Raw genomic sequence first — 16,832 nt, forward strand, 5'->3', positions numbered from 1 at the left:
CGGGCTTGCTCGCGAAGAGGCCCGACCAGACACTCCATTTCTCGCAGGCTATACCGGCTCTGCGACCTTCACCGCCTTCAACTCCACCTCTCGCGCCTGGGCATCGGCCAATCGATACAACTCGATCGACCCGTCCCAATGCTCGATCAGCGCCGTGCACGACTCCACCCAATCCCCGCAATTGAGATAATCCACCCCGCCGACCTTGCGAATCTCGGCATGGTGAATGTGCCCGCACACCACCCCGTGCAACTCGCGCTTGACGCATTCGTGGGCGATGGCTTCTTCAAAATCGCTGATGAAGCTGACGGCGGTCTTGACCTTGTGCTTGAGGTACGCCGACAGCGACCAGTAGCCGTAGCCATAACGGGCACGCCAATGGTTGAGCCAACGGTTAAGCGTCAGAGTGAATTCGTAGGCTGAATCGCCGAGAAACGCCAGCCAGCGATGGTAACGGGTGATCACGTCAAACTGGTCGCCGTGAATCACCAGCAGATGACGGCCATCGGCGGTCACGTGCACGGCTTCGTCCACCAACTGAATATTGCCCAAAATCAGCTTCGAATAACGGCGCAGGAATTCGTCATGGTTGCCGGTGACGTAGATCACTTCTGTGCCGCGCTTGCTCATGGTCAGCAGGCGACGGATTACATTGGTGTGCGCCTGGGGCCAATACATGCCGCTGCGCAGTTTCCAGCCGTCAATGATGTCGCCGACCAGGTAGACCTTGTCGGCGTGGTAGCCCTTGAGAAACTGCGACAGATGTTCGGCCTGGCAATCCCGGGTCCCCAGATGCACATCGGAAATCCACAAGGTCCGCACACGTTGTTTACGGCTGGGTTTGGCGAGCTCGGCGCTGGTCATGGGCAACCCTCAGAACAAGTTTTGGCAAGCTTGCGCCGGTCGGGTGAATTGCCCATGACAGTGGCAAGTCAGTCTTGTGACAGCGCGAGTCTGGCTGCACCCGGTGTAGACTGGCGACTTGCCCAGGAGACCTGCGATGAGACAGATCCTCACGCTACGCCAGTACACCCACGACCTGATCGTCCATAGCCACGACCATGCGCAAATGGTGTTCGGGCTGTCGGGCGCGCTGGACTTCGAGGTCGAGGGGCGTGGCAGTCAGGTGGTGCAGCAGAGTTTCGTGGTGGTGCCGTCCGGGGCGCATCATGCCTGCGACAGCGCCCATGGCAGTCGTTGCCTGGTGCTGGATGTGCCGAGCGACCAGTGGGTTTCGCAGTCCCTTGGCGATCACGCCGATGCCAGTCGGCGCTTACTCGACAATGCCGGGCGCTTGTCGCTGGACGCCGGGCAAAGCCAACTGGTGAGTTGGCTGGCGGCCAGTCAGATCAGTGATCCGCTGATCGCCCAGCAAGGCGCGGTGCTGTTGCTGGCCAGCCTGAACAACGCCAAACCCGACAGTGTGGGCGGTCGGCGTCTGCCTTATGCGGCGCTGAATGCGCACATCGATCAATACGCGGCCTATCCGCTGCAAGTCGCCGATCTGGCGCGCATCGCCGGCCTGTCCAACGCTCGGTTGCATGCACGGTTCGTGGTGGAGTGCGGGCAAACGCCGATGGACTACATTCGCAGTCGTCGGCTGCACATTGCCGTGAGCCTGTTGCGGGATTCGGCGCTGCCCATTGGCGAGATCGCCTGTCGGGTCGGTTACAGCTCGCAGAGTGCTTTCGCCGCGGCGGTGCTGCGTGAGTTCGGAGCCTCACCCGGTAAGTTGCGCCGCGAGGCTGACGACAAATGACGCGAGTCTAGCGACAGACACTCGCAAGCACATCGTTCATTGTGTAGGTGCTGCCGATGGTTGTCGGCCGGACTCGATACGCTTATCAAGGATTGCAATGACTCCCCGTACCGCCCTCGGCGCTCTGCATATCGGTGCACTGATGTTCGGCCTGACTGGCGTTTTCGGCAAACTCGCCGCCGCCTCGCCGGCCATCATCGTGTTTGGCCGTGCCGCGTTTGCCGTCCTCGCCCTGGCGTTTTTCGCACGCTTCGCCAGCAATACCCGTTGGCAGAAACTCGACGCCGTGGACTGGCGCCGCTTGCTGCTCAGTGGCTTGCTGCTGACCGGGCACTGGGTGAGTTTCTTCATCGCGGTGAAGGTGGCCGGGGTGGCGATCGCGACCCTGGGTTTTGCCAGTTTCCCGGCGTTTACCGTGATCCTCGAAGGGCTGATCTTCCGCGAGCGCATCCGCGCCAATGAAATCCTGTTGGTGGTACTGGTCAGCGTCGGATTGGTGCTGGTCACGCCGGACTTCGATCTGGCCAGCAGCGCCACCACGGGCCTGTTGTGGGCGGTGGCTTCCGGCTTGTTGTTCGCCTTGTTGTCACTGACCAACCGCGCCAGCTCCGGACGAATTCCGCCGGTGCAGGCGGCACTGTGTCAGAACGTGGTGGTTGCAATCTGCCTGCTGCCGGTGGCGGTGCCGCAGTTGAGTGAAGTGCGCGCTATCGACTGGCTGTGGATCGGCCTGCTCGGGGTGTTCTGTACTGGCGTGGCGCACAGCCTGTTCGTCGCCAGCCTGGCGGTGATCAAAGCCCGGACTGCGTCAGTGGTGTTTGCTCTGGAGCCGGTTTACGGCATCACCCTGGCCTGGCTGCTGTTCGATGAAAACCCGACCCTGCGCATGCTGATCGGCGGTGCGCTGATCATCGTGGCCATCGTGGTCTCCAGCCGATTGTCCGGCAGTTCAAGCAAGAACGCCGCAGCGGCACAAGCCCCGTCTCACTGAGTGCGGTCATTGTGGCCCAGGTCGCGGTCCGGATCGATCTGATCGCGGACCCGCTGCTTGAGCACCTTGGCCTCGGGGAAACCGCCGTCGACCTTGCGCTCCCAGAGCTGCACATTGTCACAGAAAATGTGAAAGACCCCGCCGGTGCCGGGCACCAGAGACACTTTGCCCAGGTCATCGCCGAAGGTGCTGAGCAGTTCCTGGGCCAGCCAGGCGGCGCGCAACAGCCATTGGCATTGCGTGCAATAGGTGATGATGATTTCCGGTTTACGTGCGGTCATGACTGGTAAAACTCCTGGGCCTGAGGGGCAATAACGGCGAAGTGCGCTTCAGCGCATTAATGATGCGGACGAACAGGCGGTTTATTTGAGTTTTAGCTTTGATCCCGTAGGAGCGAGCGGTGCGGCGATCCGACTTGCCCGCGAATCAGACGGCGCGGTTTATCAGAATTACCGCATCATCGTTTTTCGCGGGCAAGCCTCGCGCCTACAGGGGGGGGTGTTATCGGATACCCGCCAACAGAGTCCGGGCCGTCTCCTTGAGCGGTTCGTCGCCTTCCTTGAGTAACTCGTTGAGCAGCTCGATGGCGCTGTCCAGATCGCCGTCGTCGATGCAGGTCTGGGCCTGTTCGAGTTTGCCCGCGCTGCTCGGCCCTGCCGGTTCAAGATCTATCAATTCAGCATTCAACGGCTCAAGCTCCAGCAACTGGCCGGGATCGCTGAACTCATTGAGAAAAGTTTCGTCCAGAGATTGAGAGTCAGGTTCGGCGATCCATTCAAGCTCGGGCTCGTCCAGCGTCGGCTCCTCGGGCATTTCGAAGACATCGGGTAACACGTGCAGGTTCGAGGTGAACCCGGGCTCGTCTGCCTGTGCTGGCTCATTCGACGGTTTGGCGCTGGATGATGAGTTTTCGAAGGGGCTGATCAAGTCCCAATTCGCATCCATCGACAGGTCATCGAGATTCAACTGGAACTCATCGCTCGGCGCCGTTTCAGGGATTGCTGGCGTGGGCGGCGCCACCGCCACGGCGGCGATCACCGGGGCGGCGCTGATCAGTTTCGGATGACGGGCGCGGATGTCCTGAAGTTGCTGTGCATCGAACCCGGCGTCTCGCAGGCTGCTTTCCTGCGCGTCATAAGCCTGCATGTCGCCCTGCTTACCGAGGACTTCCAACAGTTGCACGGCCAGATCCGTGCGCTGGGGTTCCCTGACCAACGCATCTCGCAACAAACCGGCCGCCTCGGACAAACGGCCATACGCCAGATAGATACCAACCCCTTCCAGCACGTCGCCTGCAGGAATCTCTTCGGCCGATCCGGCCAGCGGTTGCGGCCGGGACGTCGGCCTGATCGGTTCTTCTGTGCGGTCGAGCACCGATTCATGGCGCGATGGCAACACGGGTAACGGCTCGGGCTGGACCTGAGCCTGAGCCTGAGCCTGAGCCTGCTGTCGTTGACGGCGAATGAATACGCCGAGCAATACCAACGCCACCAGTGCCGGCAACCCGATGATCAGCGGCCATTGGGTGGCCTCGGGCGTCTCGACAACCACCGGGGGCGGCGTCACCTCAGGCGCAACCGGCGGCACCGATGCCTGTTTGACTTCCGCCAATTGGGTTTGCAAGATCACCTGCTTTTTCTGCCCGGCGATCTGCTCGTCCTGAGCCTGAAGCTTCGCATTGAGTTCATCGATGGTGGTTTTCAACTGCTGGTTTTGCAGCACGCTGGCAGCCAGTTGTTCGGCAACAGGATCACTCGCCGGCGCTGCGGCTAGTTTATCGACATCAGGTTTGGGCGCCGAACCCTTCGAAGCAGGTGGCGGTGCAACAGCCGGTTTGACGGACGGGAATGCAGAAGACTGAGGGCTCGACACGGGTTCCTCACTGACGGGAACAATCCCCGGCGAACCCGGCGGATCGATCAGCACCGTGTACTCGCGCAGCAAATGCCCGTTGGGCTGATTGAGCTGCACCAGAAAATTCAGGAAGGGTTCCTTGACCGGTTTACTGGAGGTTACCCGGATCAGGCTGCGGTTGCCCCGCAGGATCGGTGTGAACTTCAGGTCGTTGAGGAAAAACACCCGCTCGACACCGGCGCGGCTGAATTCGTCCACCGTCGCCAGACTGACTGATAGCTCGCCCTCCTGCAGACCACCGGCGTCCTCCAGGGCGATGTCGGCATTGAATGGCTGATTCAATGCCGAATGCTGGGTGATCTCACCCAACCCGAGCGCCGGGGCCAATGCCGAGTAAGTGACGGCACCACCGACCAGCAGCAGCCTGGCGCAACACTGCAATACAACGTGCCAACTCTCGAGCATGAGCATCCCTTAGATAACCAGAACCAACCTGTACGTATTCGTACATCCGGTACGAACACGATATTGCCTAGTAGTTCTTTATAGTCTGCCCAACGGGGTATCTCAAAAGTCTGGCGCGTGGCTGTGCCTCAAGATTTTTCCAGGTTGGCCAGAATGTGCCCGTGGACACGCATGCAGACCTTCAAATCCGCCTCTTCAACGCCTTCGAACAATTCGTGGCGCAATTGAGTGGCAATGGTTTCAATTTGTTCGATCAAGGGCCGGGCCGGGGCACACAGGACGATTTTTTTCGCCCGACGGTCTTCCAGCACGGATTGGCGCTGCACCAAGCCCTGACTTTCCAGGCTGTCGAGCAGTCGAGCCAGAGTGGGCCCTTCAACGCCGACGCTTTGCGCCAGTTCGCGCTGGGTGGGGGCATCATCGAAACGCGCCAGGTGTAGCAGCACCAGCCAGCGTGCCTGGGACAGACCCAGGCCAGCCAGCCGGCGGTCCAGTTCGGCACGCCAGCCCCGAGACATCTGGGCCAGTTGCATGCCAAAGCGGTGTTGATCGGTTAACGGCATAAAGCACTCATGGTTAGACTGAAATAGAGAAAAACTAATTATTAGTCAGCTAAGCATGACCTCTGGCTATAGGCAAGGCTTGCTCTGTACTGAATCGTTACATCTATGCCGCAGGTCATTCAGACTTCGAATTCCGACTGCAGGGCGGCACGAACGCAATACAAAACACCTTCCGGAACTCTCCCGGCGAACAGCGCAGCGATCTCCGACACCGGAGGCAACTCGCCTTCGCCGTCGAGGAAGGCGTCCTGAACTTCACCCATCAACTCTTCTGGCAGGTCCAGCGCTTGTTCAAGCGACAACTGCTGCTTGCCGATGGCTTCGGCGAGCATCGCGTAGACGTTCTTTTCCGAGCATTGCAGCTGACCGGCGATCTGCAGTGGTGTCATGCCGGCCCGGGCCAGTGTGATCAGCTCGTGACGCACGTCGGCCACCACTTTCGGCGCCTCGACCTGACCGCCGAGCACTTCGAGGAAGGCCTCGCCGTAACGCTCCAGTTTGCGCGCGCCGACACCGCTGACCGTGGCCATTTCCGCCAGCGAGGTTGGCTGGCTGCGGAGCATTTCCAGCAGCGTCGAGTCGGGGAAGATGACGTACGGCGGCACGCCATGTTCTTCGGCCAGTTTGCGGCGCAAGGCACGCAAGGCTTCCCATTGTTCGCGCTCCTCAAAACGCACCAGTTGGCTGGCCGGGCTCTTGCTGCCGGTCTTGGCCGTGACTTGCGGCTTGAGGTCGCGACGCAACTCCAGGGTCACTTCGCCCTTGAGCAGCGGCCGGCAGGTATCGCTCAGGCGCAGACCGCCGTAGCCTTCAAGGTCGATGTCCGCCAGACCACGGGCCACAAGCTGTCGGAACAAGGAGCGCCATTCGCTCTCCCCCATCGCTTTGCCTACGCCGTATACCGACAAATGCTGATGACCGAAGCTGCGAACCTTTTCATTGTCCTTGCCCAGCAGCACGTCGACCAGATGACCGACGCCATAACGCTGACCGGTGCGGTAAATCGCCGACAGCGCCTGACGGGCCGGCTCGGTGGCGTCCCAGGTTTGCACGCCGTCAACGCAGTTGTCGCAGTGGCCGCAGGGCTCGGGCATGTCTTCGTCGAAATACGCGAGCAAGGTCTGGCGGCGGCAGCGGGTTTCTTCGCAGAGCGAGAGCATGGCGTCGAGCTTGTGCTGCTCCAGACGCTTGTGGCGCTCGTCGCCTTCGGAGTTTTGCAGCATCTGCTTGAGCATCACCACGTCTTGCAGGCCGTACGCCATCCAGGCATCCGCCGGCAGACCGTCACGACCGCCGCGACCGGTTTCCTGGTAGTAGGCCTCAAGGGACTTCGGCAAATCCAGGTGCGCGACAAAACGTACGTTAGGCTTGTCGATGCCCATGCCGAACGCCACGGTGGCGACCATGATCAGGCCTTCCTCGTTGAGGAAGCGCTTCTGGTGGTGAGCCCGCGTGTCGTTGGGCAGACCGGCGTGGTACGGCAGCGCCGGAAAACCTTGCTCGCTGAGGAACACCGCTACTTCATCGACCTTTTTGCGCGACAGGCAGTAAACGATACCCGCATCGCTGCGCCGCTCGGCGAGGAACGCCAGCAACTGCTTGCGCGGCTGTTCCTTGGGCACGATGCGATAGAAAATATTGGGGCGGTCGAAACTCGAGAGGAAGCGCTCGGCATCCTGCAAATGCAGGCGATCGACGATTTCTTCGCGGGTGCGCTTGTCGGCGGTGGCGGTCAGGGCAATGCGCGGGACGTTGGGGAACAATTCCGCCAACTGGCCCAGCTGCAGGTATTCGCGACGGAAGTCGTGCCCCCATTGGGACACGCAATGTGCTTCGTCGATGGCGAACAGGGCGATTTCAAGGCTTTGCAGGAACGCCAGCATGCGCGGCTGAACCAGGCGCTCGGGCGCCAGGTAGAGCATTTTCACCTCACCGCGCTTGATCCGCGCCGCCAGATCGCGCTGCTGCTCGGCGCTGAGGGTGGAGTTCAACGACGCCGCGGCAACGCCCAGTTCTTCGAGGGTGGCGACCTGATCGTCCATCAGCGCGATCAACGGCGACACCACCACCGCCAGCCCCTCACGCAGCAATGCCGGCACCTGGAAGCACAGGGACTTGCCGCCACCGGTAGGCATCAGCACCAGGGCGTCGCCGCCACTGGCCACGCGCTCAATGATTGCACCCTGACGGCCACGGAAACTGTCGTAGCCGAAGATGTCCTTGAGGACGCGTTGAGCCTGTTCGAGCATAAAAACTCCAAAAATCACCGAAACATCCCTGCAAGGCTGGTTCAGAATCGTGAAAGCTGCACCGACAAATCGTAAGTGCGCATTGCATGACGCTGCATATCTCAGCCGTGACGCCAGCAGGGCATCACAAAACGCGCGAGTATACCCGACGCCTGTCCGGCGAAGGGCGCCGCTGAGAAGACACATGAAAGCCAATGCAATACAGACCCTTGCGGGAGCGGGCTTGCTCGCGAAAGCAGGGTGTCAGTCGACATTAATGCTGCCTGACACACCGCTTTCGCGAGCAAGCCCGCTCCCGCAGGGTTTTCTATTGCCCCAACCGCAGATTCCATCACAAGGGTGCAAATATGCCGCGCGGCTGGCCTGAGCGCTCAAGAAGGCCTAGAATTCCCGCATCGTATATTCCCCAAGGTAGCCCTTTAATGTCCTTCGCTGAGCAACTAACCCGCCTGCAAGTCTTCCTCGACGCCGACGAGCTGCATGACGAGGCGCTGGACTACGTGGCCGCCCACGGCTACCTCACTGCGCTGTCGATCTGTTCCGAGAGCGTTCCCGACCGTGAATGGATCGACGCGCTGTTCGCCGAAGAGCCGCATTACGCCGACGACACCGAGCGTGAAGCGATCGAATCCACCCTGCTGGCCCTCAAAGCTCACATCGCGCGCCAACTGGCTTCCGATGAAGAGTTCGAGCTGCCATGCGACCTGGACCTGGGCGAGGAGCCGGACGATTCCGACCTGCGCGGCTGGTGCATCGGTTTCATGGAAGGCGTGTTCCTGCGCGAAGCGGCCTGGTTCGAAACTGCCGAAGACGAAGTCAGCGAAATGCTGCTGCCAATCATGGTCGGTTCGGGTCTGTTCGACGAACAGCCTGAGTTCGAAGACATCGCCAAAGACGCCAACCTGATGGACGACATGATCGTGCAGATCCCGGAAGCCCTGACCGCGCTGTACCTGCTGTGCCAGGCGCCAGACGAAAAACCGGCGATTCTCAAGCCACGTCACCACTAAGGTTTTGCCTATGGACAACCCCATAGGCAACCGCCCTCTGATGTTGCGCTACGTGCTGCTGGCCATCGGCTGGCTGAGCGTAGCGCTGGGGGTGATCGGGATTTTCCTGCCGGTGCTGCCCACCACACCGTTCCTGTTGCTGGCGGCCGCCTGTTTCGCCCGCAGCTCGCCGCGTTTCTATCAGTGGCTGGTTGAACATCCACGGCTTGGGCCGTGGGTTCGCGACTACCTGAGCGGCAATGGCATTCCGCTCAAGGGCAAGGTCTACGCCATCGGGTTGATGTGGGCGAGCATCCTGCTCTCCTGCTACCTGGTGCCCCTGCCTTGGGCGCGGGGGTTCATGCTGACCAGTGCAGTGCTGGTGACGGTTTATATCCTTCGGCAGAAGACGCTGCACAAATCTTGAGATTGATCGTTCCCACGGTCCCCGTGGGAATGCCGCCGGGACGCTCCGCGTCCCTTCGCCGGTGTGACGCAGAGCGTCACAGGATGCATTCCCACGCAGAGCGTGGGAACGATCATCAACTCTGCGTCTTTCGTCCGACGACCTGCCCTTCCTCGCTGAGAACACCGCCTAGACTTCAGACATCTGCACCTGAGCAGCCAGACATGTCCCGCAGTTCGCGTAGTCCAGGATGGTCAACGCTCCGACTTCGGTTCGGCGGATGGCTGCTACTGACGAATTTTCTGCTGGCAGGGTTGGGTAGTGTCTGGGCCGACTGGGACTTTGCACAGATTCTGCAAACGGCCGAAAAACGCTACGGCCCCCTTGGCCTGGCCCGGGGACGGATCGAGGCCTGGAGTCAAATGCTGCAAAGCGAACGCAACCAGCCTGAGCGCGAACAACTGAATGCGGTCAATCGCTTCTTCAATCAACAACTGAGCTTTCAGGACGACACGCGTATCTGGCGTCAGACCGATTACTGGGCCACACCAGTGGAATCGCTGATCAAGGCTGCAGGCGACTGTGAAGACTACGCCTTGGCGAAATATTTCAGCCTGCGACACCTCGGAATTCCCAGCGAGAAACTGCGCATCACCTACGTCAAGGCCCTGACCCAGAACCAGGCGCACATGGTGTTGACCTTCTACAGCAGCCCCACGGCCGATCCGCTGGTGCTGGACAATCTGATGGGCGAGATCCGCCCCGCTTCCCAACGCAAGGACCTGTTGCCGGTGTACGCCTTCAACGCCGAAGGCTTGTACTTGTCGGGAGCCAATGGTGGCAAACGCAGCAGCGATTCGAAAAAACTGTCGCGTTGGCAAGACATGCTGAAAAAGATGCAATTTGAAGGGTTCGACGTGGGCGAAGGCTAGCCGATACTGCAAGGAGCGTTTTATGTCACTGCGCAAACAGTTGTTTCTCGCCATTTACCTGTTCTTGCTGGTGGCCTTCGGTGGCAGTTTTTTTGTCAGCCTGGAAAGCTCTCGCGAACAGATGCTCGGCCAGTTGCGCTCCCACGCCCAGGACGCCGCTACGGCATTGGGCCTTTCACTGACTGCGCAGATCGACGACCCGGCGATGATTGAATTGATGGTCAGCTCGATTTTCGACAGTGGTTATTTCAGCAGCATCCGGGTCGTCAATATTGTGGATGAACAGGTGTTGGTGGAACGCGGCGCGCCGGCGCAAATCGAGGGTGTTCCCGGCTGGTTTGTGAGTTTGGTGAACCTGCGTCCACAGGGTGGCAATGCACTGATCATGCGAGGCTGGGAGCAGGCGGCACGGGTCGAAGTGTTGAGCAATCCGCAGTTCGCCCTGGCGAAACTCTGGGACAGCACCCTCGGCAGCCTGATCTGGTTGCTGATTTGCGGCCTGCTCAGCGCGGTATTTGGTGGCTGGTTATTGCGTCGGCAATTGCGCCCACTCGACAAGATGGTCAAACAGGCTGAAGCGATCAGCAAGCGCGAGTTCTGCAGCTTGCCGAAACTGCCGCGCACCCCGGAACTCAAACGCGTGGTGCTGGCCATGAACCAGATGGTGGAGAAACTCAAGACGCTGTTCGAAGAAGAGGCGGCCCGCAGCGAAAAACTGCGGTCAGAATCCTACCAGGACAGCCTCACAGGCCTGGCTAACCGGCGCTTGCTGGATGAGCAACTGGCCGATGAACTACTGGTTTCCGAGCAAAGCCGCGACGGCCATTTACTCATGCTGCGGATCAATGACCTGATCGGTCTTAACCAACGTTTGGGCGGCCAGCGCACCGATACCCTGATCGGCGCCGTCGGCGATTTGCTCAAACGCCTGACTCAGCCACCGGAACGTCGAACCTGGCTTGCGGCGCGCAATCGCGGCGGTGAATTCAGCTTGCTGACGCCGGGCGTGGACACTAAGGATGCGGCCCGCCTGGCCTCCGAAATCAGCGCTACTCTGGAAAACCTGCGCCTGACCGGTGCCAGCGATTGCATGCCGGTGGCGCACCTGGGCGTCGTCGCCTACTCCCCCGGCGAACCGGCGAGCGATGTGCTGCTGCGCCTCGATCAGGCGCTGACCCAAGCCCGCCAGCATCCCGAACGGCCATGGATACACTTGGCCCATTCCGATACCGCACCGAACCAGTCCCAACACGACTGGCGCAACTGGATTGATGAAGCGCTGACCGAGGGCAAGATGCAACTGTATTTTCAACCGGTGGTGCAGTGCGCCGATACCAGTCAGGTGCTGCATCACAAAGTCCTCGCGCGCCTGCTCGACCCGCAAGGCGAGGCGATTGCCACGGGGCATTTCCTGCCGTGGATCGAGCGCCTTGGCTGGTCAGCGCGATTCGATCTGGCGATGCTCGAAACCACTCTCGAATATTTGGCCGCCAACCGTTGGCCGCTCGCACTGAGCCTCTCCGGCAGCACCCTGCGCGATCCAGCACAACTGCAACAAATCCTCGATCTGTTCGAATCACTGCCCGAACTCGGGCCGCTGCTGACCCTGGAAATCGACGAACGCCAACTGCCGCCCCCCGAAGAACTGCAACGCCTGAGCCACAGCCTGCTCAACACCGGTTATCGCATCGGTTTGCAGCACTTCGGCGGCAGCTTCAATCAGATCGGCAACCTGACGCAGCTGGGGCTGGCTTACCTGAAAATCGACGGAGCCTACATTCGGGGTATCGATGAACAAACTGACAAGCGCCTGTTCATCGAGGCGATTTTCCGGGCGACCAACAGCATTGATTTGCCGTTGATTGCCGAAATGGTGGAGACGCAGGGGGAACTGGAGGTCATTCGGGAGCTGGGGTTGTTTGGGGTGATGGGAAGACTGATTGGGCCGCCGGAGCCGATGTAGTCGCAAAGCCCGCATCATCAAATACGCCCCGCGTCATCGTTCATCGCGAGCAGGCTCGCTCCCACAGGTGATCAGTGTCGGGCTCTATGCCCCCGGAGCGCCTCAAGGTCGGCGATCCTCGACCCGAGCCTGACTCTTGCTCCAATCGGTCAGCAGGCTGTAAGCCACGGCCAACAACGTCGGACCGATGAACAATCCGATAAACCCGAACGCAATCAGCCCGCCAAACACCCCGAGCAGCACAATCACCAACGGCAAATTCCCGCCCCGACTGATCAGGTACGGCTTAAGCACGTTGTCGACCCCGCTGATGATGAACATGCCCCAGATCCCGAGGAACACCGCCATCCCGTACTCGCCCTTCCAGGCCAACCACGCCGTGGCCGGAATCCACACCAACGGCGGCCCCATCGGAATCAGGCTCAGCAAAAACGTCACAATCCCAAGCACCAGCGCCCCAGGCACGCCGGCAATCAGGAAGCCGATCAACGCCAGCACGGCCTGAGCCGCCGCCGTACCGATCACTCCATTGACTACGCGCTGCACAGTGCCCGCCACCAGTTCGATGTAATAGCCGGCGCGGTCACCGATCAGCCGTTCCAGCAACCCATGAACAAACACCGCCAACCGCGGCCCGTCCCGGTAGAAAAAGAACACAAAGACAATACTCAGCGTCAGCTCAAGGATGCCGCCGCCGATCTGCGCACTGCGCGCCAGCAACCAGTTACCGACCTCACCCAGATAAGGCTTGATCGCCAGCATCATCGCCGCGCCTTGCTGATCGATGCTGTTCCAGATCCCCACCAACCGCTCGCCGACCAAGGGAATACTGCCCAGCCAGGTCGGTGCTTCAGGCAGACCGTCGACTTGCACGTCCTTGATGAATGCCGTGGCATCGCGTACATGATCCGCCAGGTTGAAGCCCAGCCACACCAGCGGTACTGCCACCAGTAACATCCAGCCCAACGTCAGTAACAGCGCCGCCAGGGATTCACGGCCATTGAGCCAACGGGTCAACAAACGCATCAGCGGCCAACTGGCAAACGCCAGCACCGCGCCCCAGAACAGCGCTGACCAGAACGGCGCCATCACCCAGAAGCTCGCGCCAAACAGCACCAGGAGCAGAATCTGCACCAACAGCCGATCGTTATTGAGCATGTGTGATCCTGAAAAAAGTCAGTCGAAAAAGTCAGTCAGCAAAGAGTAGGCGAACGCGCAGAACGCGTTCGCGAATGAAGCTTATCGCAACAGTTCGAAGTGCAGGCCAGAGCCTTCGACGCTACCGGTCTCCATCCGCGCCGCCCGTACACCCTGGTCGGTCAGCGCCTGACGCCAGGCTTCGGCATGGGGCCCGGAAACATTGACGCGCAATGTGGTGTCCAGGTTCAGGCCTCGGGAAATCAAGCGCAGCCAGGTGTCGTCAGGGTCGCCGTCGAGTTTGGGGAAATCAAGTTCACCGGTGCTTTTGAGCTGCCGCAGCAAGGTCGCGGAAGTCGGTAACAAGTCGCCCAATGGTGCAGCAGCGTCGAACTGCTCGACGTGCAGATAGGCTTTGCGATTGCCGCGAGTGATGCTGTAAAGCGCCACCAGCGTGTTGTCTTGAGGGGCTGCCAGACGCAGCAGCAAATAAGCCTGCTGATTATCGGCGCCATACAACTTGGCATTGCCGAAGACTTCATTGGCCCACAGGCTGCTTTCGCCGCAATCACGGGCCTGACACCAGAACAGCAACTCGGCGCCCTGTTTTTGCAAGGCTTCGCGGGCGGCGGTAAAGGCGTCAGTTGACGAATGCTCCGGTGGCAGCTCGTAGGTCACCGAGGTGGCATGCCCACGGGCGCTGACCTGACCGTCAAAGCGCAACTGGCCGCTGATCTTGCGGATCGAACCCAGCGGGTAGATCCGCTCAAGTTCGGCCGCAGGGCGATAGTCGACGATCTGCGCATCGGCCATGCGCGGCACGATCGGCAAGTCCTGACTGCCAGGGATATCAGCGGCAAATAACCAGGAACTGAAACTGCACAGCGCCAGCAGAGTGAGTGAACGCATGGACTGACTCATCGAATCAGCATGGCCTGGGCACCCTTGATGACACTGGCGTCATCGATGTCGAAACTCAAGGCATGCACCGTATAGGGCAGGCCGGGCTCCTCGAGCACGATAGAGACCTTGTGGTCATTCGGGGTCGCAGCGGTGTACAGATTTATCATGGTTGTCTCCCATTTCAACCCGCTCAGCCTCGACAGTTGCCGGGCGCAAGTCAAGGAACGGTGAAGAACCGATTGAAACAGTCTGCGACAAGGTCGGCACCGGGTTCGTCATTCAGGTGCAAATGATGGCCGCCAGGCAACTGTTCACGGCTAAAGGGTAGACGTTCCAGCAACTCGGGATGTTTGGCGAGCATGCCGTCAGCCGCGACCACCAGATGTGCAGGACAACTGACGCGCTGAACGAAGGCCATCGCTTGTTCGGTGGTCAGACGTAGCGGTGATGGAAGGGTCAGGCGGCTGTCAGTGCGCCAGGTATAACCGCCCGGCACCGGCATCAAACCACGCTGAGCCAGCAGTTCGGCGGCTTCGCGACTGACCGCCACCAAACCCTTCATTCGTGCTTCGATGGCGCGATCGAGGGTGTTGTAGACCGGTTTGCGTTTTTCCCGCAGATCCAACTGTGCTTGCAGGGCCATGCCCATGCGCTCGGCGGCATTTTCGCCTTTGTCTGTAGGGGGAATGACGCCGTCAATCAAGGCCAGATGAGTCACCCGTTCCGGCAACGAACCGGCCAGCACCAGCGAGACGATTGCCCCCAGGGAATGCCCCAGCAATGCAAAACGCTTCCATCCCAACTGCTCGGCCACTTGCAGCACGTCATGCGCGTAGTCCCACAGCGCGTAACCGGCGCCGTTCGGCCGATGCCCCGAGTGACCGTGCCCGGCCATGTCCAGAGCGATGATGCGCAAGCCCTTGAGCTTGGGCGCCAGCCGGGCAAAGCTGTTGGCATTGTCCAGCCAGCCATGCAAGGCGATCACCGGCAAACCGTCCTCGGGACCGAACAGATGCGCCGCCAATTCGATATGCGGGAGGCTCAGGCGAACTTCTTCGACGACGCTGCTCATGCACAATCCTGTTGGCGGCGACCTTCCCAGCGACTGAACAGATTCTTCAGCAGCGTGGCCGTGTCTTGTGGACGTTCGAGGGGAAACATATGGCCACCGGGCATGGTCAAGGACTCACCCAAGGGCATGCGCCCGACGGAACGGGCGTGATGGCGCATCACCACGCGGCTCTTGTGCCCGCGAACCACTGCCAGCGGCACTTTCAACTGCCGTGCACGACCGGGGCTGGTGTGGGGCACCCCGCGGTAGATGCTGATTTCCGTGGCTGGGTCGAAACGCAGGCGCAGCTTGTCGCCGACCTTTTGCAAACCATGTTGAAGATAGGCATCGAAACATTCCGGGTCGAAGCCACGAAACAGGGTTTTGCCGGCGAAATACAGGCGAGCCGCTTCCAGATCGGCGAACTCTTCCCGTCGTCCCAACGTACGACCGGCCGGGGTCAGGCGATCGATGAAACCGAAGCGCTTGGCGGCACGGATCACCCATTGATCGGCACGGGTCAGCACCGGCGAATCGAGCATCACCACGCCGCGATACAGCTCAGGGCAACGTAACGCGGCGTGCAGATGCAGCACACCGCCGAAGGAATGACCAACGCCCCAGATCGGCTCCGGTTGCTGCTTGAGGTGATGAATCAGCTCATCCACCAGATTGTTCCAGTTGTCGTCCGCCGGAAAACGCGGGTCATGAGCGTGCTGCTCCAGATGCGTCACCTGGTACTCGGGCGCCAGCGCCGCGAACAACTTGCCGTAGGTCCCCGAAGGAAATCCATTGGCGTGGGCGAAAAATATCTGTTGCGACATACCTGCAAATCCATGAGCGAGAACAGGGGTTGATTGTCCGTAAGACCGTGTCCTACAGCAATGACCGTAACTGACAGGAATGATGACAGTCGGGTCAGGGCTATGACCATTCAGCATCCACTGAGAATCTTGTGGCGAGCGAGCTTGCTCGCGTTCGGCTGCGCAGCAGCCGCAAAATTGGTGAATGCGGTGTAACCAGAGAGCGGTGCAATCCGGTTGGGGCCGCTTCGCGACCCAGCGGGAGCAAGCTCCCTCGCCACAAAAATTCGTCGGTCATGAAGCTTTGGCTCGATCAGGAATCAACGCGCCGGCGGGTTCTCACCCAACGGCACCACTGCCATGGTCAGCCGCGACACGCAACTGGCCTTGCCCTCATCGCTGCTCAAACGAATATCCCAGACATGGGTGGTGCGCCCAATGTGAATCGCCTTGGCCACCGCCGTCACTCGCCCACTGCGCAGGCCGCGCAAATGGTTGGCGTTGATTTCCAGGCCCACGCAATAAAACTTGCTGGCGTCGATGCACAGGAAACTGGCCGTCGAGCCAACGGTTTCGGCCAGCACCACCGAGGCGCCGCCGTGCAGCAAACCATAGGGCTGGTGCGTGCGATGGTCGATGACCATGCTCGCGGTCAGGGACTCCTCATCGAAGGCTTCGAAGCGAATATCCAGCACTTCGCCGATGGTGTTTTTCTGCATTGCGTTCAACTGTTCGACGTTGGGAGTGGTGCGCCACAGACTCATCGC

16 protein-coding genes and 1 pseudogene are annotated in these 16,832 nt (G+C 60.4%); 6 read left to right on the forward strand and 11 right to left on the reverse strand.

The features are described from left to right. Positions 1-48 precede the first annotated feature (48 nt). Positions 49-864, reverse strand: a complete 816-nt coding sequence (locus IC37_RS24020; RefSeq protein ID WP_030130060.1) for a UDP-2,3-diacylglucosamine diphosphatase — start codon at positions 862-864, stop codon at positions 49-51. Positions 865-1,000: 136 nt separating this feature from the next. Here IC37_RS24020 and IC37_RS24025 point away from each other — a divergent pair, with 136 nt between their 5' ends. Further along, positions 1,001-1,759 (forward strand): AraC family transcriptional regulator, encoded by a 759-nt coding sequence (locus IC37_RS24025; RefSeq protein ID WP_030130061.1) that lies wholly within the window; start codon positions 1,001-1,003, stop codon positions 1,757-1,759. 97 nt (positions 1,760-1,856) lie between these two features. Beyond that, the gene (locus IC37_RS24030) at positions 1,857-2,750 is read left to right on the forward strand and encodes a DMT family transporter (protein ID WP_030130062.1); all 894 of its coding nucleotides are present in this window, start codon (positions 1,857-1,859) and stop codon (positions 2,748-2,750) included. Here IC37_RS24030 and IC37_RS24035 read toward each other — a convergent pair. The 4 genes from IC37_RS24035 to recQ form a co-directional block, all read right to left on the reverse strand. Beyond that, positions 2,744-3,031, reverse strand: a complete 288-nt coding sequence (locus IC37_RS24035; protein WP_030130063.1) for a SelT/SelW/SelH family protein — start codon at positions 3,029-3,031, stop codon at positions 2,744-2,746. The two genes, IC37_RS24030 and IC37_RS24035, sit on opposite strands and share 7 nt — an antisense overlap. 220 nt (positions 3,032-3,251) lie before the next feature. Beyond that, on the reverse strand, positions 3,252-5,069 hold the full coding sequence (locus tag IC37_RS24040; RefSeq protein ID WP_030130064.1) for a FimV/HubP family polar landmark protein: 1,818 nt from the start codon (positions 5,067-5,069) through the stop codon (positions 3,252-3,254). Positions 5,070-5,197: 128 nt separating this feature from the next. Next, positions 5,198-5,632, reverse strand: coding sequence for a MarR family transcriptional regulator (locus tag IC37_RS24045; RefSeq protein ID WP_030130065.1), 435 nt, complete (start codon positions 5,630-5,632; stop codon positions 5,198-5,200). Positions 5,633-5,751: 119 nt separating this feature from the next. Continuing rightward, complete coding sequence (recQ, locus tag IC37_RS24050) at positions 5,752-7,881, reverse strand: DNA helicase RecQ (RefSeq protein ID WP_030130066.1); 2,130 nt, start codon at positions 7,879-7,881, stop codon at positions 5,752-5,754. A gap of 422 nt (positions 7,882-8,303) precedes the next feature. Between recQ and IC37_RS24055 the strand changes: the two genes are divergently transcribed. The 4 genes from IC37_RS24055 (at position 8,304) to lapD (ending at position 12,171) form a co-directional block, all read left to right on the forward strand. Further along, positions 8,304-8,891, forward strand: a complete 588-nt coding sequence (locus IC37_RS24055; protein WP_030130067.1) for a YecA family protein — start codon at positions 8,304-8,306, stop codon at positions 8,889-8,891. A gap of 10 nt (positions 8,892-8,901) precedes the next feature. After that, entirely contained in the window at positions 8,902-9,297 is a 396-nt protein-coding gene (locus tag IC37_RS24060; RefSeq protein WP_030130068.1) for a YbaN family protein, read from the forward strand. A gap of 203 nt (positions 9,298-9,500) precedes the next feature. Continuing rightward, a complete protein-coding gene (gene lapG, locus IC37_RS24065) occupies positions 9,501-10,208 on the forward strand; it encodes a cysteine protease LapG (protein ID WP_030130069.1) in 708 nt (235 codons plus the stop codon). A 22-nt stretch (positions 10,209-10,230) separates the two neighbouring features. Beyond that, on the forward strand, positions 10,231-12,171 hold the full coding sequence (gene lapD / locus IC37_RS24070) for a cyclic di-GMP receptor LapD (protein WP_030130070.1): 1,941 nt from the start codon (positions 10,231-10,233) through the stop codon (positions 12,169-12,171). Positions 12,172-12,273: 102 nt separating this feature from the next. On the opposite strand, the gene IC37_RS24075 is transcribed toward lapD, so the two are convergent. The 6 genes and pseudogenes from IC37_RS24075 to IC37_RS24100 form a co-directional block, all read right to left on the reverse strand. Beyond that, the gene (locus IC37_RS24075) at positions 12,274-13,329 is read right to left on the reverse strand and encodes an AI-2E family transporter (RefSeq protein ID WP_030130071.1); all 1,056 of its coding nucleotides are present in this window, start codon (positions 13,327-13,329) and stop codon (positions 12,274-12,276) included. Positions 13,330-13,410: 81 nt separating this feature from the next. After that, a complete protein-coding gene (locus IC37_RS24080; protein ID WP_030130072.1) occupies positions 13,411-14,217 on the reverse strand; it encodes a DUF4892 domain-containing protein in 807 nt (268 codons plus the stop codon). Positions 14,218-14,276: 59 nt separating this feature from the next. Beyond that, positions 14,277-14,378: pseudogene (locus IC37_RS24085) on the reverse strand (glutathione S-transferase); the annotation flags it as partial. 50 nt (positions 14,379-14,428) lie between these two features. After that, on the reverse strand, positions 14,429-15,283 hold the full coding sequence (locus tag IC37_RS24090) for an alpha/beta hydrolase (protein WP_030130073.1): 855 nt from the start codon (positions 15,281-15,283) through the stop codon (positions 14,429-14,431). Beyond that, positions 15,280-16,086: an alpha/beta fold hydrolase gene (locus tag IC37_RS24095; RefSeq protein WP_030130074.1), complete on the reverse strand. Its 807-nt coding sequence runs from the start codon at positions 16,084-16,086 to the stop codon at positions 15,280-15,282. The genes IC37_RS24090 and IC37_RS24095 overlap by 4 nt, the downstream gene beginning before the upstream one ends. A gap of 299 nt (positions 16,087-16,385) precedes the next feature. Then, a complete protein-coding gene (locus IC37_RS24100) occupies positions 16,386-16,829 on the reverse strand; it encodes a hotdog fold thioesterase (RefSeq protein ID WP_030130075.1) in 444 nt (147 codons plus the stop codon). Between the last annotated feature and the right edge of the window lie 3 nt (positions 16,830-16,832).

This window comes from Pseudomonas sp. QTF5 (assembly GCF_000512695.2).
Taxonomy (GTDB): domain Bacteria; phylum Pseudomonadota; class Gammaproteobacteria; order Pseudomonadales; family Pseudomonadaceae; genus Aquipseudomonas.